General features: G+C 69.5%; 26 protein-coding genes and 2 pseudogenes. 16 read left to right on the top strand and 12 right to left on the bottom strand.

Going from position 1 to position 21,515, the window contains the following annotated elements:
* Positions 1-68: 68 nt before the first annotated feature.
* From pdeM to argB, 4 genes are read right to left on the bottom strand one after another with little or no spacing between them, the layout of a single operon-like run.
* A complete protein-coding gene (pdeM, locus tag RMO12_RS13380) occupies positions 69-674 on the bottom strand; it encodes a ligase-associated DNA damage response endonuclease PdeM (protein ID WP_309639666.1) in 606 nt (201 codons plus the stop codon).
* A 4-nt stretch (positions 675-678) separates the two neighbouring features.
* Complete coding sequence (gene slmA / locus RMO12_RS13375) at positions 679-1,326, bottom strand: nucleoid occlusion factor SlmA (protein WP_309626028.1); 648 nt, start codon at positions 1,324-1,326, stop codon at positions 679-681.
* On the bottom strand, positions 1,304-2,077 hold the full coding sequence (locus tag RMO12_RS13370) for a pyrimidine 5'-nucleotidase (protein ID WP_309626027.1): 774 nt from the start codon (positions 2,075-2,077) through the stop codon (positions 1,304-1,306). The genes slmA and RMO12_RS13370 overlap by 23 nt, the downstream gene beginning before the upstream one ends.
* A 3-nt stretch (positions 2,078-2,080) precedes the next feature.
* Positions 2,081-2,992, bottom strand: a complete 912-nt coding sequence (argB, locus tag RMO12_RS13365; protein WP_309626026.1) for an acetylglutamate kinase — start codon at positions 2,990-2,992, stop codon at positions 2,081-2,083.
* Positions 2,993-3,131: 139 nt separating this feature from the next.
* On the opposite strand from argB, the gene RMO12_RS13360 reads away from it, so the two are divergent.
* Positions 3,132-3,410, top strand: coding sequence for a copper-binding protein (locus RMO12_RS13360; RefSeq protein ID WP_309626025.1), 279 nt, complete (start codon positions 3,132-3,134; stop codon positions 3,408-3,410).
* 298 nt (positions 3,411-3,708) lie between these two features.
* Here the strand turns inward: RMO12_RS13360 and RMO12_RS13355 are convergent, their stop codons facing one another.
* Positions 3,709-3,990, bottom strand: coding sequence for a hypothetical protein (locus RMO12_RS13355; protein WP_309639665.1), 282 nt, complete (start codon positions 3,988-3,990; stop codon positions 3,709-3,711).
* On the opposite strand from RMO12_RS13355, the gene RMO12_RS13350 reads away from it, so the two are divergent.
* On the top strand, positions 3,935-4,162 hold the full coding sequence (locus tag RMO12_RS13350) for a phasin family protein (RefSeq protein ID WP_405029679.1): 228 nt from the start codon (positions 3,935-3,937) through the stop codon (positions 4,160-4,162). The two genes, RMO12_RS13355 and RMO12_RS13350, sit on opposite strands and share 56 nt — an antisense overlap.
* A 96-nt stretch (positions 4,163-4,258) precedes the next feature.
* Here the strand turns inward: RMO12_RS13350 and RMO12_RS13345 are convergent, their stop codons facing one another.
* A complete protein-coding gene (locus RMO12_RS13345) occupies positions 4,259-4,741 on the bottom strand; it encodes a YqaA family protein (protein WP_309626023.1) in 483 nt (160 codons plus the stop codon).
* 158 nt (positions 4,742-4,899) lie between these two features.
* Between RMO12_RS13345 and dusB the strand changes: the two genes are divergently transcribed.
* From dusB to ruvC, 5 genes and pseudogenes are all read left to right on the top strand, one after another.
* The gene (gene dusB / locus RMO12_RS13340) at positions 4,900-5,940 is read left to right on the top strand and encodes a tRNA dihydrouridine synthase DusB (protein ID WP_309626053.1); all 1,041 of its coding nucleotides are present in this window, start codon (positions 4,900-4,902) and stop codon (positions 5,938-5,940) included.
* Positions 5,937-6,176: a Fis family transcriptional regulator gene (locus RMO12_RS13335; RefSeq protein WP_309626022.1), complete on the top strand. Its 240-nt coding sequence runs from the start codon at positions 5,937-5,939 to the stop codon at positions 6,174-6,176. The genes dusB and RMO12_RS13335 overlap by 4 nt, the downstream gene beginning before the upstream one ends.
* The gene (gene purH, locus RMO12_RS13330) at positions 6,173-7,771 is read left to right on the top strand and encodes a bifunctional phosphoribosylaminoimidazolecarboxamide formyltransferase/IMP cyclohydrolase (RefSeq protein WP_309639663.1); all 1,599 of its coding nucleotides are present in this window, start codon (positions 6,173-6,175) and stop codon (positions 7,769-7,771) included. Before RMO12_RS13335 ends, purH begins: the two co-directional genes overlap by 4 nt.
* Before the next feature lie 6 nt (positions 7,772-7,777).
* Positions 7,778-8,389, top strand: a pseudogene (locus RMO12_RS13325) (lysophospholipid acyltransferase family protein).
* 386 nt (positions 8,390-8,775) lie between these two features.
* Positions 8,776-9,324 (top strand): crossover junction endodeoxyribonuclease RuvC, encoded by a 549-nt coding sequence (gene ruvC / locus RMO12_RS13320; RefSeq protein ID WP_309639662.1) that lies wholly within the window; start codon positions 8,776-8,778, stop codon positions 9,322-9,324.
* Positions 9,325-9,498: 174 nt separating this feature from the next.
* Here ruvC and RMO12_RS13315 read toward each other — a convergent pair whose 3' ends face one another.
* Positions 9,499-9,897, bottom strand: coding sequence for a hypothetical protein (locus tag RMO12_RS13315; protein WP_309639661.1), 399 nt, complete (start codon positions 9,895-9,897; stop codon positions 9,499-9,501).
* Between the two features lie 124 nt (positions 9,898-10,021).
* Here RMO12_RS13315 and RMO12_RS16025 point away from each other — a divergent pair, with 124 nt between their 5' ends.
* From RMO12_RS16025 to RMO12_RS13305, 3 genes are all read left to right on the top strand, one after another.
* Positions 10,022-10,135 carry a hypothetical protein gene (locus RMO12_RS16025; RefSeq protein ID WP_405029680.1) on the top strand — a complete coding sequence of 38 codons (114 nt, stop codon included), beginning with the start codon at positions 10,022-10,024 and terminating at the stop codon, positions 10,133-10,135.
* Positions 10,136-10,390: 255 nt separating this feature from the next.
* Complete coding sequence (locus RMO12_RS13310; protein ID WP_309639660.1) at positions 10,391-10,798, top strand: rhodanese-like domain-containing protein; 408 nt, start codon at positions 10,391-10,393, stop codon at positions 10,796-10,798.
* Between the two features lie 21 nt (positions 10,799-10,819).
* The gene (locus RMO12_RS13305) at positions 10,820-11,245 is read left to right on the top strand and encodes a hypothetical protein (protein WP_309639659.1); all 426 of its coding nucleotides are present in this window, start codon (positions 10,820-10,822) and stop codon (positions 11,243-11,245) included.
* Here RMO12_RS13305 and RMO12_RS13300 read toward each other — a convergent pair.
* From RMO12_RS13300 to RMO12_RS13290, 3 genes are read right to left on the bottom strand one after another with little or no spacing between them, the layout of a single operon-like run.
* On the bottom strand, positions 11,161-12,816 hold the full coding sequence (locus tag RMO12_RS13300) for an FAD-dependent monooxygenase (protein ID WP_309639658.1): 1,656 nt from the start codon (positions 12,814-12,816) through the stop codon (positions 11,161-11,163). The two genes, RMO12_RS13305 and RMO12_RS13300, sit on opposite strands and share 85 nt — an antisense overlap.
* 34 nt (positions 12,817-12,850) lie before the next feature.
* Entirely contained in the window at positions 12,851-13,684 is an 834-nt protein-coding gene (locus RMO12_RS13295) for a PPK2 family polyphosphate kinase (protein ID WP_309639657.1), read from the bottom strand.
* A gap of 20 nt (positions 13,685-13,704) precedes the next feature.
* Positions 13,705-14,328, bottom strand: a complete 624-nt coding sequence (locus tag RMO12_RS13290) for a 5-formyltetrahydrofolate cyclo-ligase (protein ID WP_309625161.1) — start codon at positions 14,326-14,328, stop codon at positions 13,705-13,707.
* A 70-nt stretch (positions 14,329-14,398) separates the two neighbouring features.
* On the opposite strand from RMO12_RS13290, the gene RMO12_RS13285 reads away from it, so the two are divergent.
* The 6 genes from RMO12_RS13285 (at position 14,399) to RMO12_RS13260 (ending at position 20,672) form a co-directional block, all read left to right on the top strand.
* Positions 14,399-14,821, top strand: coding sequence for a TfoX/Sxy family protein (locus RMO12_RS13285; protein ID WP_309639656.1), 423 nt, complete (start codon positions 14,399-14,401; stop codon positions 14,819-14,821).
* Between the two features lie 607 nt (positions 14,822-15,428).
* Positions 15,429-17,549 (top strand): transglycosylase SLT domain-containing protein, encoded by a 2,121-nt coding sequence (locus RMO12_RS13280; RefSeq protein WP_405029678.1) that lies wholly within the window; start codon positions 15,429-15,431, stop codon positions 17,547-17,549.
* Positions 17,546-18,502 (top strand): complex I NDUFA9 subunit family protein, encoded by a 957-nt coding sequence (locus RMO12_RS13275; RefSeq protein WP_309639654.1) that lies wholly within the window; start codon positions 17,546-17,548, stop codon positions 18,500-18,502. The genes RMO12_RS13280 and RMO12_RS13275 overlap by 4 nt, the downstream gene beginning before the upstream one ends.
* A gap of 34 nt (positions 18,503-18,536) precedes the next feature.
* Entirely contained in the window at positions 18,537-19,244 is a 708-nt protein-coding gene (locus RMO12_RS13270) for a glutathione S-transferase family protein (protein ID WP_309639653.1), read from the top strand.
* Between the two features lie 41 nt (positions 19,245-19,285).
* Positions 19,286-20,539 carry a multifunctional CCA addition/repair protein gene (locus RMO12_RS13265; RefSeq protein ID WP_309639652.1) on the top strand — a complete coding sequence of 418 codons (1,254 nt, stop codon included), beginning with the start codon at positions 19,286-19,288 and terminating at the stop codon, positions 20,537-20,539.
* A 7-nt stretch (positions 20,540-20,546) separates the two neighbouring features.
* Positions 20,547-20,672 (top strand): hypothetical protein, encoded by a 126-nt coding sequence (locus RMO12_RS13260; RefSeq protein WP_309625924.1) that lies wholly within the window; start codon positions 20,547-20,549, stop codon positions 20,670-20,672.
* Positions 20,673-20,776: 104 nt separating this feature from the next.
* Here RMO12_RS13260 and RMO12_RS13255 read toward each other — a convergent pair whose 3' ends face one another.
* Together RMO12_RS13255 and RMO12_RS13250 are read right to left on the bottom strand one after the other, a co-directional pair.
* A complete protein-coding gene (locus tag RMO12_RS13255; RefSeq protein ID WP_309639651.1) occupies positions 20,777-21,082 on the bottom strand; it encodes a cell envelope biogenesis protein TolA in 306 nt (101 codons plus the stop codon).
* A gap of 173 nt (positions 21,083-21,255) precedes the next feature.
* Positions 21,256-21,515: pseudogene (locus RMO12_RS13250) on the bottom strand (amylo-alpha-1,6-glucosidase); the annotation flags it as partial.

The raw sequence follows: 21,515 nt of genomic DNA, 5'->3' as shown, positions 1-21,515 counted from the left end.
GGCTCAGGGCAGCTCGATCACCCGTTGCGGCATGACCGCGAACACGCGGTCCTCGCGCCGCCGGTCGATCAGATGCATGCCGGTGAAACTGCCAAACGCGGGCAGCACGCCGACCGCCTGCCGCGCCGCGTCGGTAAACCAGAAGCAAGGCAGCCGCAGCCGGTCTCTTGCGCGCGCCCGCCGAGCACAACGCAAGGATGTGCGTGCCCCGCCAGCACATAAGCGCCTTCGACCGTCTGCGGGTGGTGGCACAGCGCCAGCGCCCCGAGGCGCAGCGGTTCGCAGACGGCGTCGATGCCGAGAGCCTTCGGCGGATCACCGGCGTGCAGATCATGGTTGCCGCGCACCAGCGTCAAGCGAAGTCCGACGTGCCGCTCGCGCCAGCGTGTCAACGCATCGAGCGTTGCGTCGGCGCGCGCACGCGCGGAATGCAGAAAGTCGCCGAGGAAGATGAGGCGCTCGGCTCCCGTTGCGTCGACCGCGGCAGAAAGCGTGGCCAGCGTCTCGGTGGTCGTGCCGCGCGGCACCGGCACACCGAGCCGACGAAACGACACCGCCTTGCCGATGTGGGCGTCGGCAACCAACAGCGTGGCGTGATCGGGGAGGAACACCGCCCGCTCGTGCATCAACTCCAGCCGCTCGCCGGCCAATGCCAGCTCGAGCGCCCGAGCCACGGCCTTAGCCGACGAGTTGCGAAAGCGCGGCGTCGAGGTGCTCGCTGGGCAGGCGCTTGAAGCCCGACCGCGCGTAGCGTTGCAGACGACCCAACGCAAAGCTCGTAAGGACCGACGCGCGCGCCTGTGCGTCGACCGTCGGTGTCTGCGAGCCACCAGCCTCGGCCAGGGCTCGAAAGCTCTGGCGCAGCTGCGACTCGAAGCGATCGAAGAACTGATTCATGCGCGCGATGAGCCGCTCGTTCTCGAACACCAGCGCGTCACCGGCCATCACGCGCGACATGCCGGGGTTCTTTTCCCCGAACTGCAGCAGCACCGCCAGCATCTTGCGTACCTGCACGGCGGCATCGGTGTCGCGCTCCACGATCTGATTGATGAGGGTGAAGACGCTGCCTTCGATGAATTCGATCAGCCCCTCGAACATCTGCGCCTTGCTGGCGAAATGCCGATAGAGCGCCGCCTCGCTGACGCTCAGCTTGGCCGCCAGCGCCGCCGTGGTGATGCGCTCGGCGCCCGGCTGTTCGAGCATGCCCGCGAGCGTCTGCAGGATCTGCACACGGCGCTCGCCGGGCTTGGGCCGCTTACGCGCCGAAGCGTCGCCCGCGTCGGCGACGACTTCTTGCAGCGGTTCAGGCAGGGGCAGATCGGACATGCGGGAGGCTTCGCAACTTCTGTAGCGAATGAATTCTTGCACACACGTACACGGGTTTTCGACGCAAGCGCGCGCCTACTTCGGGCCCATGCGCATTGCGCCACAGATAGCGCTGCATCCATACCGTTCGCAGGCCCAGGCCACGAGCCGCACGCTGGTGGGTCAGCGTGTCTTCCACCAGCACGCACCGCGTCGGCCGCAATTTCAAGCGCGCCAGGACCACGCGAAACATGCGTGCGTCCGGCTTGGGACGCAGCTGCCCGAACAGGCGCATGCCTTCGATGCTCACCACCCCTTCGAACAGGTCCGCAAGGCCCAGCGCCGTCAGCACGCGCTTGGCGTAGCGCGCCGGTGCATTGGTGAGGACGAATTTGCGCCCGGGCAGCGCCCGCAAGGCAGCGCGGTCACGCGGGTCGATGCGCAAGCGCTGCTCCAACTCAGGCCAGCGGTGCGTGTGTTCGAGGAAGTGCGCCGCGCGGATGCCGTGGTGGCGCTCCAAGCCCAACAGCGTGGCGCCGTAGCGGCGCCAGTAGAGGCGCCGCAACGCGTCCGCCTCGTCGGGCGGCAGCCCGAGTTCGCGGCCGATGTAGTCGTTCATCGTCGCGTCGATCATGCCGAACACGGCATGCGAGGCGTCGTGCAGCGTGTTGTCGAGGTCGAACAGCCACGTCGACGCGCCCCCGCGCTTGCCGCTTGGTGGCGCCGCCGCCGGCCTGGCGACAACACGCTGGCGCGCCGGCCGCGCGCCCATCGGTCAGTGCGAGCGGATCATCGTGCCGTAGGCCTGATCGCTCAGGATCTCGAGCAGCATCGCGTGCGGCACGCGGCCGTCGATGATGTGGACGGCGTTCACGCCGCTCTTGGCCGCGTCGAGCGCACCGGCGATCTTGGGCAACATGCCGCCGCTGATGGTGCCGTCGGCGAACAGCTCGTCGATCTCGCGCGCCGAGAGATTGGTCAGCAGCTTGCCGGCCTTGTCGAGCACGCCCGGGATGTTGGTGAGCAGCATGAGCTTTTCGGCGCCCAGCACGATGGCGAGTTTGCTTGCCACCAGGTCGGCATTGATGTTGTAGCTTTCGTTGTGCTCGCCAAAGCCGATCGGGCTGATGACCGGGATGAACTGATCGTCCTGCAGCGCCTTCACCACCGCCGGGTCGATCGAGGTGATCTCGCCGACCCGGCCCACGTCGTGTTCGACGCTGGGGTCGTCCTTGTCGATCATCTTGAGCTTGCGGGCGCGGATCATGCCGCCGTCACGGCCGGTCAGGCCCACCGCCTTGCCGCCCACGGCGTTGATGAGACCGACAATGTCTTGCTGCACCTCGCCGCCGAGCACCCACTCGACGACCTCCATCGTCTCTTCATCGGTGACGCGCATGCCCTGGATGAAGGTGCCCTTCTTGCCCAGGCGCGACAACGCTTCGTCGATCTGCGGGCCCCCGCCATGCACCACCACCGGGTTCATGCCGACCAACTTGAGCAGCACAATGTCCTCGGCGAAGTCTTGCTGCAGCGCCGGGTCCGTCATGGCGTTGCCGCCGTACTTGATGACCAGCGTCTTGCCGTGGAACTTGCGGATGTAGGGCAGCGCCTGCGCCAGGATCTCGGCCTGGTCGCGCGGCGCGATATGGCTCAGGTCGGGCGCGACGGGAGCGGGACTGGCCATGCTGTGATCTCCGGGCGAAACTGTGATTCGCGTGGCATTCTAGGGTGGCCGGGGCGCATCGCCGCACCGGAACTCACGGGACGGCGCGCGGCTCCAACGCCCCTCGATACGCTCGACGCCGAGCGATGAAGGACTCTCGATGAACCGCTGGATGGCTTCAATGTTCACCGCGTTGTCGCTGGGCGCATTTGCCCAGGCCGCACCGATCGAAGGCGAGGTCCGCAAGGTCGACAAGCCGGGCGGCAAGATCACGCTCAAGCATGGCGAGATCAAGAGCCTCGACCTGCCGCCAATGAACCTGGCGTTCCAGGTCAAGGACGCCGCCATGCTCGATCGCGTGAAGGTCGGCGACAAGGTCTCGTTCACCGCGGAGAAGATCAACGGCGCCTACACCATCACCTCGATCAACACGCGCTGAGATGACACCCCACGCGCCTGCGATGCTGCCCCCCTGGCCTCGCGAGGTCCACTTCGTGGCCCTTGGGGCGTCCAGCCCCTTTTGGGGCGGCCCGGCCAAGGGCTGAGCCCGCCGATGCACAGCCACGACTCGAGCCCCTGGCGGCACCGCCACTGAGCGCGGCGCCTCAGTAGGGGAATGCCGCGCATCATCTGCCGCAGCGCCATTGCCTCGGCGAAAAGCTGCGGACGGCCCCCGCCCTTGCGTGAGCCGTCACCCTTGGCGGCGGGGCTGTCGGGGAACCTGCGAAAGCTCGCGTTCATGACGATCTGCGGCACGCGCAGCAGGACCGCATGCAGCAGCTCACCGCATTGCGCGTGCCTTGGATGTTGACCTGCACCTGCGACGCTTCATCGGCGCCGAGGTCGTAGATCAGGCGGCCACCGAAGACAAGATCAGCGGCATGAGCAGCACGATGACCAAACTGTCCGAGCAGGCGCAGAGCCGGGCCGGCCAGCGGTGGGACAAGCTCGAAGCCATCTTCGATGGATCGCGTGGCCAAGGCGCTGGGCAAGCTCGGCGTGCCGTCGAGCGCGGACATGGACATGCTCGCCGCGCGTGTCGACGCGCTCGCCGCCAGCGTGGCGAAACCGGGCAAGTCGACAGCGGCAACTGCCGGTGCCAAGATGATGAAGACCGCGCCAACCAGGACCGCTGCCAAGCGCCCGGCCGCCAAGACCGCTGCAAAGCGTGTCGTGCGCAAGGCGGCTTGATTCCACCGTGGCCACGCGGCTTGCGCCGCGCCATCGAAACCCGACTCGCGCGGGCGCGCACCGCCTGGGACCGCCGCGCCCTACGCAGCGCCACGCTCAGGGCTGCAACTGCCCCGGCATCGCCCACATCAAGGCCGCCGTCAGCGTGAGGTAGCGCGCGAACTTGCCGATCGCCATGTAGCCCACGCACGGCCAGAACGGCAAACGCAGCCAGCCGGCCACGGCGCACAGCGGATCGCCCACCACCGGCAGCCACGACAGCAGGCAGGCCTTGGCGCCAAAGCGCTCGAGCCAGCGCAGCGCGCGGTGCTCGAGCGGCTTGTGGCGCACGTGCTCGACCGCGCGCTCGACGCCGTAGCCCATCCACCAACTGAGCGTGCCGCCGAGCGTGTTGCCTGCGGTTGCCACCAGCAGCGCCGCCCAGAACAGGTCGGGGTTGAGCTTGACCAGCCCGAACAGCACCGGCTCGGAGCCGAGCGGCAGCAAGGTGGCGGACACGAAGGCGACGACGAACAGCGTGCTCAAGCCGAACTTCGGCAGGGCCAGCAACGCGAGCAGGGATTCGGTCCAGGCTTCCATGACAAATGATTGTGGCGGCACCCGAGCACGCGGCGCTCCCGCTCGCCTGCCAGTGGCCCCACCACGCTTAGGCGACAAGCGAGGAACGGTGAAAAACACGCCAAAACGCGCCGTTATACTCTGCCCTCTTTTTAAGCAGCCTCAATCCCGTGACGACGTTGCGCATCGGCTCGATCGAGCTCCCGAACCGGCTGTTCGCCGCGCCGATGGCGGGCGTGACCGACCGACCGTTTCGCCAGTTGTGCAAGCGCCTCGGCGCCGGCTACGCGGTCAGCGAAATGGTCACGTCGCGCAAGGATCTGTGGGCAAGCCTGAAGACTTCGCGACGCGCCAACCATGACGGCGAGGCCGCACCGATCGCGGTGCAGATTGCCGGCACCGAGCCGCTCATGATGGCCGAGGCCGCGGCCTACAACATCGACCGCGGCGCCCAGGTGATCGACATCAACATGGGCTGCCCCGCCAAGAAGGTGTGCAATGTGTGGGCCGGCTCGGCGCTCATGAAGGACGAGCCGCTGGCGCTGCGCATCGTCCAGGCCGTCGTCACGGCGTGCGCGCCGCGCGGCGTGCCGGTGACGCTGAAGATGCGCAGCGGCTGGAGTGCGGGCCATCGCAATGCGCTGGTGCTGGCGCGCGGCGCCGAGGCGGCGGGTGTCGCGATGCTCACCGTCCACGGCCGCACGCGCGAGCAAGGCTACGGCGGCGCCGCCGAATACGACACCGTCGCGGCGGTGAAGGCGACGGTGCGAATCCCGGTGGTGGCCAACGGTGACATCGACTCGCCGCAGAAGGCGCGCGCAGTGTTCGCCGCGACCGGCTGCGACGCGGTGATGATTGGCCGCGCCGCGCAGGGCCGGCCGTGGATCTTTCGCGAGATCGCCCACTATCTGTCCACCGGCAACACCTTGCCACCACCGCGCACGAGCGAGGTTCGGGCGTGGCTGCTGGGTCACCTGCTCGACCACTACGGCCTCTACGGTGCCGACGACGCCGGCACCGGCGTGCGCACCGCGCGCAAGCACATCGGCTGGTACGTGCATGCGCTGCCCGGCGGCGCGCTGTTTCGCGCGCGCATGAACACGCTGCAAACATGCGACGCGCAGCTCGCGGCGGTGAGCGATTTTTTCGGCGCCCTCGCGGTCGACCACGAGTGGCTGCCGGAACCGGCACACGACGTGCTGGAACAGGAAGCAGCATGAGCAAGAAGCACATCGACGTCTGCATCCGCGAGAGTCTCGACACCTACTTCAAGGACCTGCGCGGCGCCGAGCCGCACGCCGTCTATGCGATGGTGCTGCAGGTGGTTGAAAAACCGCTGCTCGACGTGGTGATGCAGCAGGCCGATGGCAACCAGTCGCGCGCCGCCGAATGGCTGGGCATCAACCGCAACACCTTGCGGCGCAAGCTGCTCGAACACAAACTCGTCAAGTCGTGATGACCACTGCCCTGCTGTCCGTTTCCGACAAGACCGGCGTCGTCGAGCTGGCGCGCGCGCTGCATGCGCTCGGCGTGGCGCTGCTGTCCACCGGCGGCACCGCCCGGCTGCTCGCCGAAGCCGGCCTGCCGGTGACCGAAGTCGCCGCGCACACCGGGTTTCCCGAGATGCTCGACGGCCGCGTGAAGACGCTGCACCCCAGCATTCACGGCGGCCTGCTGGCGCGCCGCGGCTTCCCGGCGCACATGGCCGCGCTCGCCGCGCACGGCATCGCCACCATCGACCTGCTGGTGGTGAATCTCTACCCCTTCGAGGCGACGGTCGCCCAACCTGGCTGCACGCTGGAAGAGGCGATCGAGAACATCGACATCGGCGGGCCGGCGATGGTGCGCTCGGCCGCCAAGAACTGGCACGACGTCGCCGTGCTCACCGACGCCTCGCAGTACGCGGGCGTCATCGCCGAGCTGCAACAGGGCGGCACGGTGAGCAAGGCAACGCGCTTTGCACTCGCGGTGGCCGCCTTCAACCGCATCAGCAACTATGACGCCGCCATCAGCGACTACCTCTCGGCGCTGCAGCCCGACGGCTCGCGGGCCGCCTTCCCGGCCCAGAGCAACGGTCGCTTCGTGAAGCTGCAAGACCTGCGCTACGGTGAGAACCCGCACCAGTCGGCGGCCTTCTACCGCGACCTGCATCCCGCGCCCGGATCGCTGGTCACGGCAAAGCAGTTGCAGGGCAAGGCACTTTCCTACAACAACATCGCCGACGCCGACGCGGCGTGGGAGTGCGTGAAGTGCTTCGACGCCGCTGCCGACGGCGCCGCCTGCGTGATCGTCAAGCACGCCAACCCCTGCGGCGTGGCCATCGGTGCGAGCGCTGCCGAAGCCTATGCCAAGGCCTTCAAGACCGACCCGACCTCGGCCTTCGGCGGCATCATCGCCTTCAACACGTCGGTCGACGGCGCCACCGCCGAACACGTCTCCAAGCAGTTCATCGAGGTGCTGATCGCGCCTGCCTACACCGACGAGGCGCTGGCCGTGTTCGCCGTCAAGGCCAACACGCGCGTGCTGCAGATCGCGCTCGACGGCGTGCAACGCGACGCGCCCGATGCGTTCTCGCGTGGCCTCAACGCGCACGACATCAAGCGCGTCGGCTCCGGCCTGCTGATCCAGAGCGCCGACAACCACGTGCTCGTCGCGGCCGACCTGAAACTGGTGACGCAGCGCGCGCCGACCGAGGTCCAGCTCGCCGACCTGCTGTTCGCCTGGAAGGTCGCCAGGTTCGTCAAGAGCAATGCGATCGTGTTCTGCGGCGGCGGCATGACCTTGGGCGTCGGCGCCGGCCAGATGAGCCGCCTTGACAGCGCACGCATCGCCAGCATCAAGGCCGGTAACGCCGGCTTCGACCTGGTCGGCTCGGTGGTCGCGAGCGACGCCTTCTTCCCGTTTCGCGACGGCCTGGACGTGCTGGCCGATGCCGGCGCCGAATGCGTGATCCAACCCGGTGGCAGCCTTCGCGATGACGAGGTGATCGCCGCGGCCGACGAGCGCGGCATCGCGATGATGCTCACCGGCGTGCGGCACTTCAGGCACTGAGCGCGCATGTCCCTCGCCGCTGACGCGATGGGCCTGGCGTTGTCATTCGTCGCCCGCCTCGTCACCGGCGCCCAGGGCCACTGGTACGGCTGCCCGCCCAAGGCCGAGCAGCGCATCTACTTCGCCAACCACCAGAGCCACCTCGATTGAGTGCTGATCTGGGCCGCTCTGCCGCGCGATTTGCGCTCGCAAACCCGGCCGATCGCCGCACGCGACTACGGGACCGCGGGGCGCTTCAAGCATTGGCTCACGCGCGAGGTGTTCAACGCGGTCTACGTGTCGCGGCAGCGCAGCGACGACCAGGACCGGCTCGTCGTCGCCGCGCTGCAGGGCGGCGACTCGCTGGTGATCTTTCCCGAGGGCATGCGCAACAACAAGCGCGCGCCGCAGCCGTTCAAGTCCGGCCTCTACCACCTGGCCGAGCCGTTCCCGGCGGTCTCGCTGATCCCTGCCTGGATCGACAACGTGCAACGCGTCGTGCCCAAGGGCGAGGTCGTGCCGGTGCCGAGCCTGTGCTCGGTCACCTTCGGCGCGCCGCTGGCGGGGGGCGAAGACAAGCGCGCCTTCCTCGAACGGGCGCGCGCCGCGGTGATGGCGCTCAAGGCGGTCGCGGCTTGAGGCAGCGCACGTTTGCCACGGTGTGGGCCGAGCGCCGGGCCGCTCCCGAGCCGGCCCGCTTCCCCTCGGGAGATCGACCAACATACCCGTTGGGCGAGGGGCTCCACTGGCGGGCCGAGCGCCGGGCCGCTCCCGAGCCGGCCCGTGCCAGCCGCGAGACGCGGCTGGCGTTCGTTGCGTCCAAGCCGGCGCAGGCCGGCTCGGAGCCGCGCCACTCACTCCCCTCGGGGGATCGACCAACGTACCCGTTGGGCGAGGGGCTCCATTGAGCGCACCGTTGTGTTTCGCGGCACCGGTGTTCTTCCATTCGGTGCGTCGGTACTTCAAACTGAGCTGGTGATGGCCCTGCGCATCCTCGGCATCGAACGACGGCGGAGCGGCACGCGATGAGAATCCTCGGCATCGACCCGGGCCTGCGCTGCACGGGTTTTGGCGTCATCGAAGCCGACGGCCCGCGACTGCGCTACATCGCCAGCGGCACCGTCAAGACCGAGGCCCTGCCCAACGGCGATTTGCCCGGGCGGCTGAAGATCCTGTTTGACGGCATGCGCGAGATCGTGGCGCGCTACGAGCCGCAGTGCGCAGCGGTCGAAATCGTATTCGTCAATGTCAATCCGCAATCGACCTTGCTGCTCGGCCAAGCACGCGGCGCCGTGCTCGCCGGCCTGGTGTGCGGCGGCCTCGCGGTGGCCGAGTACACCGCACTGCAGATGAAGAAGGCCGTGGTCGGCCACGGGCATGCGCGCAAGGAGCAGGTGCAGGCGATGGTCGCGCGGCTGCTGGCGCTGCCCGGCGAGCCGGGCCGCGACGCCGCCGATGCGCTCGGCATCGCGGTGTGCCATGCGCATGCCGGGGCGTCGCTGGCCGCGCTCGCGGCGGTGACGCCGCTGGCGCGACGTGCGCATGCGCAGTACCGCAAGGGGCGCAGCTACTAGCACTGGCGAGTGGGCCGCTGCGGCTCGCTCTTGCGCCATTTGCCCCTCGACTCGAGCCGCTCGCCCATGCGCGCAGAGCGGGCGCTGTGGAACACCCCTTTGACGCCTGCGCTAGCCAGCGGGCTGGGGCGCGGGTGCGGTGGAGCAGGCCGCGCCGACGGAGCCGCAGCGGTGCTAGCTGCGCCAAGTCACGCCATGCCGCCCGAACATCTCGCGCAGCGCGGGGCCGGTTGTCATTTCAGTGAGGCTCGGCTGAATGGCCTGCGCCAGGTCGGTGGACCCGCGCTTGACCGCGCAGCCGACAACCCAGCCGTCGCGCGACGAGCGCCCGGGCCGCGGCCACGCCGTCGGCATGCTGGGTCGACAGGCTTTCGCGCAGCATGCCGCCCTCGGCGCCAGCCAGCACCAGCCGGCCAGTGACGGTCCCGACACGGCCACCGGCTTGCCCTTGAGCGCGGCGAGCGACTCCGGCACTGGCCCGCGGTCGCGGTCGCGGGCAAGCATGACGTGCTCGCGGTAATAGGCGCCGAACACCTCGACTTGCGGATTGGCCTCGATCAGCGGCCGCTCCATGGGCACGTGGAGAGACACCCATGTCCAAGCGAAAGACGGATGTGATCGAGAACTTTGGTGAGCGGCTGGCGCAAAGCGCAAGGCCGCCGACTACACGCAGCTTGAGTTCGCCGCCGAGGTAGGCATCACGCAGCGCGTGGTGCCCTACTACGAGGCACCGAACGCGCAGCCACCAGCGCATCTGCTGCCGCAGATGGCCCAGGTGCTGGGCGCGGGGCGGATGTGCTGCTGGGCATGACGCAGCCGCGCAAGGTCAAGCGACTGGCAGCGAACGCTGTCTGTTCGTTTCGCTCTGTGGCAAATCGGCTTGCAGTCAGGGTCGCAGAACCGGGCGTGTGTGCACTCTTCCAGTTTTTACAGGGTGCGGATCCAAGTTAAGAATGGCGCGGGCGGTCGTTTCCAAGCCAGGCGATCGCCGGAGGCCCTGATCTCGATTTCAGTGACTCGGTGAACTAGCATTGAGGTTTATCGAACCCTTCAAGAGACGTCCCCAATGAATCGCGTGCGACGCAGCCTCTTCACCGCCCTATCCCTGAGCTGGCTCGCGGCCGCCGCCGGTGCCCAGGAGCCGGCGGCGGCGGCGCCGCACGTGAGCGTGGACGCGGCGCGCGACGCACTGGCCAAGGGCGAAGCGATCCTCATCGACATCCGCGAGCCCGACGAGCACGCGCAAGGCATCGCGCCCGAGGCGCAGCGCCTGCCGCTCAGCCAGATCCAAAGCCGCCTCGGCGAGATTCCCAAGGACAGCAACAAGCCCGTGCTGCTGATCTGCCGCACGCAAAACCGCTCGGGCAGCCTTGCCAAGATGCTGCGCGCACAGGGCTACGCCCACGTGAGCTATGTCGACGGCGGCATGAAGGAGTGGCAGCAGCGCGGCTACGCCACCGTCGCGCCGCGCTAGCGGCCGGCAGGATTACAAACCATGACCGACGTTCGCTCCATTTGCGCCATCGGCCAGCGCGGCCAGCTCGGCCTGGGCGGCCACCTACCCTGGGAAGGCAACCGCGGCGAGGAGTACGTGGCCGACGTGCAACGTTTCTTCCACATCACGCGCGGCCATGTGCTGGTGGCCGGGCCCAAGACCATTGCCTCGGTGCCGCGCTTTGCCTACGACGACCGCACCATAGAAGTCATCCGCTCGGGTGAGCGGCCCGAGGACGTGATTGCGCGCTTTCCCGGGCGCGTGGTGTTCATCGGTGGCGGGCCACCGGTGTGGGATGTGTACGCGCCCTTCATCCGCCACTGGGACGTGACCCGCCTGCCCTACGACGGCCCGGCCGACCGCTGGTTCAAGCCCGACTGGCTGGTCGCGGCGACGCACATGAGGCCCAGCGTCGATGCTAGGTAGACCTGCAGCGCCGCCAGGTCGAAACGATCGTCCACATAGGCGAGGTACTGGTCCGGTCGCACCAGCAGCAGTGCGCGCTCGCCGACGCCGAGCGCTTGGAACAGCGCGTCCGCTCCGCTGCCCAGCGTGAGGGCATGCACATGCAAGCAGCTTGGCCAAGTGCTCGCCAGACGATCGCGCCATGTCGCGGCGAGCGACGCGAGCGCGTCGGCATCGCGCCGCCCACGACGCTGCATCAGCAACAGATGAAAGCCCGGCGCTGCCAGCCAAGCGTAGACCGAGCACGGCGTCGCGGCGAGCGGTGCGCCTATCTCGGCATAGGGCAGGCGATCGCCGGCGCGCGCTGCCAGCCTCGGCGAGGCGGTGCGCGATAGCGCGCTCGCGCGGTAATGGATGCCGGTCTGCGAAAGCACGGGGAACAGTCGTCGCCGCACCGCCTGCCGGCTCATCAGGCGCGCCGCCAGCCAGGGGAACACATGCAGCCGAAAGCCGCGGATCAGCGCGTTGCGGCTGACGACCAGGCGAAACGCGGTGTCGGTGGTCTGGAGCAGCCGCTGCGCCAGCGGCCAACGTTCGGCGTGGTAGCTGTCGAGCAATTGGGCGCGAGCCAGGCCTTGCGTGACCAGCGCGAGCTTCCAGCCGAGATTGCAGGCGTCCTGCAGGCCGGTGTTCATACCCTGCGCCCCGACCGGGCTGTGCACATGCGCGGCGTCGCCGGCCAGGAAGCAACGCCCGGCGCGAAACTGCCGCACGCAGCGGTGATGCACACGGTAGGCCGAGAACCAGGCCGTCTCGGAGAATTGCACGGGGATGTCCATCTGCTCGCGCACCGCGGCCTCGATGTCCTCGAAGCGCAGCTTGGGCTCCTGCGCGCCGTCGCCGGGCAAGGTGCCGATGACACGGTAGCGTTGCTCGCCCGGCATCGGAAAGAACAGCACGAAGGTCTCGCGCGACAGGCAGACCGTGAGTTCGCCGTGCGGCAGCTCCCAGGCGACGCGCGTGTCGGCCACGTAGAAGGCGTTCTCGTAGGTGCCCCCTGTGAAAGGCATACCGAGGCTCTCGCGCACCGGGCTGCGCGCGCCGTCGCAGCCGACCAGCCAGTCGCAGCTCAGCGACTCTTCGCGCCCGTCTTCGTGGCGCAGGGTGGCAGTAACGCCCTCGGCCTCGTTGCGCAGTTCCTCGAGCCCGCAACGCCACTGCACCTGGTGACCCGCGGCACGCAGGGTGGCATCGAGCAGCGCCTCGTTGCGGCTCTGCTCGAGGATCAGCAGGAACGGAAACGGCGTCATGCCGCGGCCGAGCTCACCGAGCGGGATGCGCTGCACGCGCTTGCGGCCGACATACAGGTTGCCGGCCAGGACGGGCCGTCCCTCGGCCACTGCCGCGTCGGCGATGCCCATCGCCTCGAACAGCTCCAGCGTGCGCGCCTGCACGCCGAGCGCGCGCGATTCGCGCGTCGGGCCGACCTTAGGATCGACGATGCGAAAGTCGACGCCGTGGCGCGCCAGCTGGCAGGCCAGCATCAGGCCGGTGGGGCCGGCCCCGACGATGAGCACTTGGGTGTGTCGCATGGGCTCGCCCCGTGCGCCGTTCGCCGGCCGGGCGTCAGACGATCTTCACCGCCCGCGGGTCGTAATCGGGCTTCGGCGGCTCGAGCTTCATGGCCGCCAACGTGCGCGCCACCAAGCTGGCGATCATGAGGTTGCGGTTGGTCTTGCTGTCGGCCGGGATCACGTACCAGGATGCTTCGGCGGTCGAGGTCGCGGTGAGTGCGGCTTCGTAGGCCGCCTGGTACTGCTTCCACTTGGCGCGCACAGCCAAGTCGCCGGGGTTGAATTTCCATTGCTTGGCCGGGTCGTCCAGGCGCGCCTGAAGACGCTCTTTTTGCTCTTGGCGCGAGATGTGCAGGTAGCACTTCACGATCGCCGTGCCGTTCTCGTGCAGCAGCCGCTCGAAGGCGTTGATGTGCGCCAGCCGCCGGTCGCGCTCAGCCGCGTCGATCCAGCCTTCGACCACGGGCACCAGCACGTCTTCGTAGTGGCTGCGGTTGAACACCACGATTTCGCCGGCCCGCGGCGCCACCGCATGCACGCGCCACAGAAAGTCGTGCGCGCGCTCCAGCTCCGAGGGCGCCTTGAACGCGACCACGCGCACGCCCAGCGGGCTGCAGTGGGTGAACACCGAGCGGGCGGTGCCGTCCTTGCCGGAGGTGTCCAGGCCCTGCAGCACCAGCAACAGCTTGGGCGCGGCGGGCGCGGCGCTGTTGGCGTAGAGCAGGTCTTGCAGGCGGTCGATCTCGATGGCCAGCGCGGTGAGCCGCGCGTCGTCGGCCTCGCGGCTGCTGCTGGCAAACGGCCGACTGCCCGGGTCGATGTCCTTCAGGCGCAGCTTGCGGCCGGCGCGAAAGGCTTTGAAGGCGTCACTGCTGCGGCGGGCCATGGTCGCTCCTTCGAGGTTTTTCAGGGCGCTTCGCGCGACCACGCCACCCCGTCTTCGGTGAGCAGGGTATCGAGCGGTATGTCGTGCGGCTCGGCTTCGAGCCAGGGGATGTAGCCGTGCCGGTAGCCGATGCCCACGGTGTAGGGCCGCGGGCTCAGGGCCGCCAAGGTGCGGTCGTAGAAGCCGCCGCCGTAGCCCAGGCGCAGGCCGCCGGGGCCATGGCCGACGCAGGGCACGATCAGCAAAGTGGGCAGCAGCAGGTCGGTGCCGCGCGGCTTGGGAATGTCAAAGGCGTCGGGCTCCATCTCGCAGCCGGGGAACCACTGCAGAAAGCGCAGTTGTTTGGTCTGGCGAATCATCACCGGCAGGCCGATGCGCCGCGGTGGCCCTTCGCCGGTGCCGTGGCCGCGGCCTTCGGTCCAGCGGTGCAGCGCGGGCAGCGGGTCGAACTCGCCCTTGATGGGCCAGTAGGCGCCCACCGTCACGTCCTCGCGCTGCGTCAGCCACACGCGCAGCACCTGCTGCAGCTGCGCGGAGCGTTCCGCGCGGTCGGGCAGGCTTTGCCGCTCGGCCTGCAGCAGGCGACGCAACCGGGCCTTGTCGCGGGGTGGCTCGAAAGACGGCAGGGGCAGGCCGGGGGTCATCGGAGGTGTCGAGTCGCAGGGTGGGTGAGCGAGTGTCGGGCAAAGGTCGCGCCGGCCGCAATGGCCGTTCGTGCCTGCCTACACTGCCGGCATGCTTGCCCGGCCCGAGTCGCCCGACCCGTTTGCGGCGCACTGCGTCTGGTTGCTCGCGCCGCTCGGTGCGGCCCAGGCGCGGCGCCTGTTCGGCGGGCACGGCCTTTACCTCGACGGACTGATGATCGGCCTGGTCGCTGCGGAGCAGCTGTATCTCAAGACCGACGCGCTGACCTTGGCGCGGTGGCAAGCGGCCGGCGGCCAGCCCTTTGTCTACACCCGCACGCAGGGCGGCGCAGCGAAGCAGACCACCCTGAGCTACTGGACGCCGCCTGCCGAGGCGATCGAGTCGCCGGCGCTCATGCAACCTTGGGCCCGACTGGCACTCGAAGCCGCGCTCAGGGCGAAGGCGCAGCGTGGACCCAGGCGCCCCGCGGCGATCAAGCGCAAGCGCGCCTGAGTGCAGGCACCGCCGGGCAGTTTCCGGCGCACCGGTCACCGAAAGACGGAGCATCCGCGTGCCTGAGTGCAGTGCCCCCGAACGCCGGCCGTGCAGACGGCCGATGCATGCCCCTGATCATCGGCGCCCGAGGCGATGGCGGGCGCCTGGGTGGCATGCGGCGACGCCCGCGGCTCACTGCTCGCGCACGCCATACCCGGCGGAGTGCTGCCGAGCCCGCCCGCCAGCGCGTCGCTGCGAAGGCGCTGGCCTCGCTCCACCACCCTGGGCAGTTCGACGAAGCGCGGCGCGCGCACGCCGCTCGCCACCCCCGCGGCAATGGCACCACGCGCATGCCGTGACGGTCGCTGCCGGGCACGGGCACCGACGAAGTTCGCCGATGGCCGGGGCCAGCGCCAGCAGCAGGGTCGCCGCGCAGGCGACGATCGCAGCGCAGATCACGGCGAGGGTCGGGCGGCTGCACATCACCAGCGCCTTGCGATGAGAGCGCACGCGAGCCCGCGATGAATCGCCATCACCGCCGATGAATGCACGCCGCGATGCCCACGCCCCGCTCCGGGCCGGGGGAGCTGCGTTAAATTGAAGGCTCGCTTCAAAGCCTTACCGCATGACCACCCGTCTTTCCGCTGTCGCTCCACTTCCCCGACGTCTCGCCCGTCTGTTGTTTGCCGCCGCCGCGTTGGCGTGCGCTCTGCCCTTGGCGCCCGTGCAGGCGCAGGTCATGAACGATCCCGTCCTGCAAGCGCGCGAAGCGCTGCGCAAGCGCGACCGCGCGCAGCTGGCTTCGACGCGCGCCGCCGCACTCGCCGCCAACCACCCATTGGCCGTGTGGGCCGATTACTGGGAACTGAGCAACCGGCTGAGCGAAGCCCGGCAGGAGGAGCTCGATGCGTTCTATGCGCGCTGGCCCGCCAGCTACCTCGAGGACCGGCTGCGCAACGACTGGCTGCTCGAACTCGGCCACCGCCGCGACTGGGTCAACTTTCGCGCCGAGCACCCGCGCTTCAAGCTCAACGACGACCGCGAAGTGAGCTGCTATGCGCTGCTGGCGCACCACCTCGACGGCGCTGACGTCAAGACCGAGGCGCGCGCCGCCTGGCTGGCGCAACGCGACGCCGACGAGGGCTGCGCGCTGCTCGCCACCACGCTGTTCGAGGCCAAGCTGCTCGGCAACGCCGACGTGTGGCGCAAGACGCGCCTGGCGGTCGAAGCCGGCCGCACGCGCATGGCGCGCCAGGCCGCGGCGCTGCTGGGCGACGACGTGGCAGGCGCGGTCGGCGAGCTGAGCGAGAACCCACAACGCTTTCTCGCGCGCAAGGGCTCGGTGCGCGAACGCCCTGGCGCCGAGCTGACCGCACTGGCGCTTATCAAGAGCGGCACCCACGACGCCGACGCCACCGCCACCCAGCTGCGCGAGCGCTGGAGCGAGCAACTACCGGCCGAGGCCGCCGCCTGGGTGTGGGCGAGCCTGGGCAAGCAGGCCGCCCTCAAGCTCGCCGACACCGCGCCCGATCACTTCCAACGCGCCGAGCTGCGCGGTCGCGCGCCGCTCGAACTGGATCTGCCCGACGAGACGCTGGCCTGGAAGCTGCGCGCCGCGCTGCGCGCCAACAACGGCGCCGGGCGCTGGCAGCAGGTGATGCAGGCCGTCAATGCCATGAGCGCGGTCGAGCAGCGCGAGCCGGCCTGGGTGTACTGGAAGGCGCGCGCCTTGCGCGCCCTGGCCGAAGACAGCCAGGACGGCGCGGCGCTGATCGCAGAGTCGCGCGAGCTGCTCGCATCGATCGCGAACCCGCTGCACTTCTACGGCAAGCTCGCCAGCGAAGACCTCGGCCAGCCGCTGGTGTTGCCGCCCGCGCCGCCCGAGCTCACCGCTGATGAACGCGCCGCCGCGGCCGCGCACCCCGGGCTCGAGCGCGCGCTGCAACTCATGGCGCTGGGCTTGCGCGCCGAGGGCGTGCGCGAGTGGAACTTCTCGCTGCACGGCATGGGCGAGCGCGCACTGCTCGCCGCCGCGCAACTGGCCTGCGAGCGCCAGGTGTGGGACCGCTGCATCAACACCAGCGAGCGCACCCGCGAGCAGGTCGACATGGCGCAGCGCTTTCCCACGCCGTTTCGCGCCAGCGTGGTGGCGCGTTCGCGCGAGGCCGGCCTGGACCCGGCCTACGTCTACGGCCTCATCCGCCAGGAGTCGCGCTTCATCACCGACGCCCGCTCGGGCGCGGGCGCTTCGGGGTTGATGCAGATCATGCCGGCCACGGCCACCTGGACGGCCAAGAAGCTCGGCCTGGACTACAAGCCGGGGCGCATCAACGACAGCGAAACCAACCTGCGGATCGGCACCGGCTACCTCAAGCTCGTGCTCGACAGCTTCGAGGGCTCGCAAGCCATGGCCGCCGCCGGCTACAACGCCGGCCCGAGCCGCCCGCGCCGCTGGCGCGAAGGCCCCGCGCTCGACGCCGCGGCCTGGGCAGAGAACATCCCGTTCAACGAGACGCGCGATTACGTGAAGAAGGTGCTGTCCAACGCCACCGACTACGCCGCGATCATGAGCGGTGAGCCGCAGTCGCTGCGCGCGCGGCTGGGCAGCGCCATCGGGCCGCGCGACAGCGTGCCGCCACCCGTCGAGCGGGATCTGCCTGGAGCGCTCGGGGCCATGGCCCCCGCTCGACGGACGGGGCGCGAAGTGGCTTCGATGAGGCGTTCGGCAACCGGAGAGTCGGCATGAAGAGCGTGTTGATACTGGGCGGCACCGGCTTCGTCGGCAGCGTCCTGTGCGAGCGTCTGGTGCAGCATTTCGGCGGCGCGGGCGTGCGCATTGCCGTGCCGAGCCGCCGGCCGCAGCGCGCGCGACATCTGCTCACCTTACCGACGGTGGAGCTGATCGAAGCCGACATCCACGACGATGCGCAGCTCGACCGGCTGCTCGCCAAGCGCGACGCGGTGGTCAACCTGGTGGCAATCCTGCACGGCAGCGCCGCCGACTTCGAGCGCGTCCACGTCGCGCTGCCGCGTCGCCTGGCCAGCGCCTGCGCGGGCACCGGTGTGCAACGCGTGGTCCACGTGAGCGCGCTCGGCGCGAGTGCCAATGCGCCTTCGCATTACCTGCGCTCCAAGGCGCGTGGCGAGGCGGTGCTCAAGGCCTCACCGCTGGCGTTAAGCGTGCTTCGCCCTTCGGTGATGTTCGGTGCGGGCGACCGTTTCCTCAATCTGTTTGCGCGGCTGCAACGCGTCTTGCCGGTGCTGCCGCTGGCCGGCGCGCACGCCCGCATGCAGCCGGTCTGGGTGGACGACGTGGCCGAGGCCATCGTGCGCTGCCTGCTGGACGACCGCACGATTGGCAAGACCTTCGAGTGCGCCGGCCCGAGCATCTACACCCTGGCCGACCTGGCACGCCTGGCCGGCCGCTGGAGCGGCCACGAACGCCCCATCGTGCCGCTCTCGCCGGCCCTCGCCCGTGCCCAGGCCGCGCTCATGCGCCTGGCGCCGGGCGAGCCGCTCTTGTCGGCCGACAACCTCGACTCGCTGCGCGTTGCCAACGTGGCCAGCGGCGCGCTGCCCGGCCTGGACGCGCTCGGCATCGTGCCGACGGCACTGGAGGCGATCGGCCCGAGCTACCTGAGCGCCGGTCAAGGCCCGGCGCGGCTCAACGGCTGGCGGGCCCGCGCCGGGCGCGGGTAGCTTGCCTCCCCCCTCGGTGCATCGAGGCCCGTACATGCAACTCGTCATCGGCAACAAGAACTACTCGTCATGGTCGCTGCGGCCCTGGCTGTTGATGCGCCAGGCCGACATCGCGTTCGATGAAGTGCTGTTGCGCTTCGACGAGGGCTTCGCGCCGGATTCCGCCTTCAAGCGCGCGCTGGCGCGGCACTCGCCGGCCGGACGCGTGCCGGTGCTGATCGACAAACTTGACAGCGACTCGGGCGCTGACACCTTCGCCGTGTGGGACACGCTGGCGATTGCGGAATATCTGGCCGAGAAATTCCCGGCGCTGCGGCTGTGGCCCGAAGGCGCCCGGGCCCGCGCCCGCGCGCGCAGCGTGTGCGCGGAGATGCATGCGGGCTTTAGCGCGCTGCGCACGCATTGCCCGATGAACATCGAAGCGTCGCTGCCTGAGGTCGGCGAGCGGCTGCTGCGCGAACAGCCGGCGGTGAAGGCCGACCTCGAGCGCATCGTCACGTTGTGGAGCGAGCTGCTCGTCGAGCACGGCGGGCCGTTGCTGTTTGGCCGCTTCACCATCGCCGATGCTTACTTCGCGCCGGTGTGCAGCCGGGTGCGCACCTACGGCCTGCCGGTGGCGACGCACATCGCCGCCTATGTCGATGCGGTTCATGCCCTGCCGGCCATGCAGGCCTGGGTCAAGGACGCGCTGGCGGAGCAGGATTTCGTGGCGTTCGACGAGCCCTATCGTACCCACCGCTGAACCGCTGAACTGCAAGAAGCGCGCGCCCTACACTGCGCCGCATGGAGCTTTACGAGGTCGGCGGCGCGGTGCGTGATGCGCTGCTCGGGCGCGCGGTACATGACCGCGACTGGGTCGCCGTCGGCGCCACGCCGCAACAGCTGGTCGACGCCGGCTATCTGCCGGTGGGCCGTGACTTCCCGGTGTTCCTGCATCCACAGACGCGCGAGGAAGTGGCGCTCGCACGCACCGAGCGCAAGACCGCGCCCGGCTACCACGGCTTCGCCTTTCACGCCGCGCCCGAGGTGACCCTGGAAGACGACCTGGCGCGTCGCGACCTCACCATCAACGCCATCGCCCGCGGCGTCGACGGCCGGCTGATCGACCCGCACGGCGGCCAGCGCGACATCGCCGCGCGCGTGCTGCGCCATGTGTCGCCCGCCTTTGCCGAAGACCCGGTGCGCGTGCTGCGGCTGGCGCGCTTCGCGGCACGCTTGCCCGACTTCACGGTGGCACCCGAAACCATGACGCTCATGCAGGGCATGGTGGTGGCCGGCGAGGTCGACGCGCTGGTGGCCGAGCGCGTCTGGCAAGAGCTGGCGCGCGGGCTGATGGAGGCGCTGCCTTCGCGCATGTTCGAGGTGCTGCGCGCCTCGGGTGCGCTGGCGCGACTGCTGCCCGAGGTCGAGCGCCTGTGGGGCGTGCCGCAGCGCGCCGACTACCACCCCGAGATCGACACCGGCGTGCATTTAATGATGGTGCTCGACATGAGCGCGCGGCTGGCGGCGCCGCTGGCGGTGCGCTTTGCCTGCCTCGGCCACGACCTCGGCAAGGGCACCACACCCGCCGACGTGCTGCCGCGCCACCTGGGCCACGAAGCGCGCAGCGTGGCGCTGCTGCGCGCTCTCGGCGAGCGCCTGCGTGTGCCGCTCGACTGCCGCGAGCTGGCCGAGGTGGTGGCGCGCGAGCACGGCAACCTGCACCGCAGCGCCGAGTTCGGCGCGGCCGCGCTGCTGCGCCTGCTGGAGCGCTGCGACGCGATCAGGAAGCCGCGGCGCTTCGAGCAGGTGCTGCTGGCGTGCGAGTGCGACGCGCGCGGGCGGCTCGGCTTCGAGGACAGCGCCTATACGCCCGCGCCACGTCTGTGCAGCGCACTCGCGGCGGCGCAATCGGTGGCCACCGCCGACATCGCTGCGCAGGCCATGGCCCGCGGCCAGCGTGGCCCCGCCGTCGGCGCGATCATCCAGCGCGCACGCATCGCCGCCCTCGCCAAGGCACTGGGCCTGCCGGCCGAGTGCGACGAACCCGAGGACTGACCACGCCATGACCGACCCCAACGACAGCGACAGCGAAGCCGTCGGCGCGGCGCGCGACAGCAAGGTGAATACCGTGTGGTGGCTGATCATCGCCGTGGTGGCGCTCGGCGCGGTCTACGTGCTGCTGCGCTGAGCGGCACGCGGCACGCAAGCAAGGCACCTTGCCCGCCTGAACGCACAGCGATCGCGCCGCCCCGATCCCAGGTCAACGCGCTGGGCGGGGACAGCGAGCCGCCATCACTTCATCATCTTGGCGTCGGCTTCGGCCTTCTCATGCGTCGCCTTGGCATCGGCTTCGGCCTTCTCATGTGTCGCCTTGGCTTCTGCCTTGCAGGTTTTCTGTGCATCGCCCTTCATCGGACGGCAATGTGCCTTGGCGGCCTTGTAGTCGGCCCCGGTCTTTTTCTTGGCCGCCTTGTAGTCGGCATCGGCGCTGGCCTTCATCGCCTTGGCGCTGTCGGTCGCCGCCGTGGCCGCCCCGCCCGTCGTGAGCGCAAAAGCGGCCAGGACGGCGGTGGCGAGGTAATGCTTGATCTGGTTCATGTCGATCCTTTAAGCGGTTGACCGGGAAGCCGGCGGCTACACCGGAGCAATGCGCGTGCCCGCTGGGACTGACCAACGCTGCCCCGGCGCCTCATCCCTTCGGGCCTTGGCGCCGCCAGAGGCGTCGCCTCTTCGGCCGTCCAGGCCGACACTGTCGGCTTGGAGCCGCGGCCTCAGATCACCACCACCACTTCGACTTTGCCGTTCTTGTGGGTCGCCTCGACGCCGACGTTGTGGGCATAGCGCTGCATCAACAGGTCGACATGGCCGGTGTCACCGACCGACAGGCAACGCAGCCTGACCCAATCGATGAATTCGGGCAGCCGGGGCGTGCGCAGCGACACCTCGCCACGCGCCGCGTCGATGTGCAGTCCCAGGCACGACTGCAGCAGGCTGAAGAAGGCCGCCGCGGCCCAGGCCTGGGGCGAGCAGG

Origin of the sequence: Methylibium sp., from assembly GCF_031393925.1 — a bacterium.
Classification (GTDB): Bacteria; Pseudomonadota; Gammaproteobacteria; order Burkholderiales; family Burkholderiaceae_C; genus Methylibium.
This window is presented reverse-complemented; position numbering and strand designations above follow the sequence as displayed.